At 63.9% G+C, this 549-nt stretch carries 1 protein-coding gene; it reads left to right on the top strand.

Annotated features, from left to right (window positions below):
- The coding region (locus EOD15_RS36150) for a hypothetical protein (protein ID WP_185929188.1) at positions 1–549 on the top strand (549 nt) is incomplete at both ends.

Raw genomic sequence — 549 nt, 5'->3', positions numbered from 1 at the left:
ATTCCGGCTTCCGCCAGCGTCAACGTCGCTCTGCTGCAGGCCTACCGCGAGGGCGTGACGACCAAGGAAGAACAGCTTCTTGCCGAAAGGCCGGAAGACGTTCGTTCCGAGCAGTGGGAGCGTCTGCGTGAGCAGATGGACAAGGTGGATCGTTCCATTGAAGCCGCTCAGGCCGAGCAAGCGGCCACCGTGGCTGTCGCCCAGCAGGATGCTGGCCGCTGGACGGTCCAGCAGTACGACGCCGAACGCGGCGTGTACCGCGACGCGCTGACCACCGACGACGCTCTGGCGGCATACACGGAGGTTCGGAAAAGCGACTACCACCGCGTGCTGGACAACGACTTGAAAGACGTTGCGGCCGACTACTACGACGTGGATCTCGGCGATGGAAATTACCCCCGTCAATTCGCCTTCCATGCGCGATCGACATTCGAGCGCGAAGTGGCCAGCCAGGACGTTGGCGACACCCTGCAGGCGGTTCTGGAACGTCGGGCGCAGCTGGACGCCACCGTGCTGCAGCGCTCGGACGCCATTTCCGAAGCCGTGGAC

Origin of the sequence: Mesorhizobium sp. M7A.T.Ca.US.000.02.2.1 (assembly GCF_003996995.1) — a bacterium.
Lineage (GTDB): Bacteria > Pseudomonadota > Alphaproteobacteria > Rhizobiales > Rhizobiaceae > Mesorhizobium.
The sequence above is the reverse complement of the archived record's forward strand: the minus strand, read 5'-3'. Positions and strand labels throughout refer to the sequence as shown.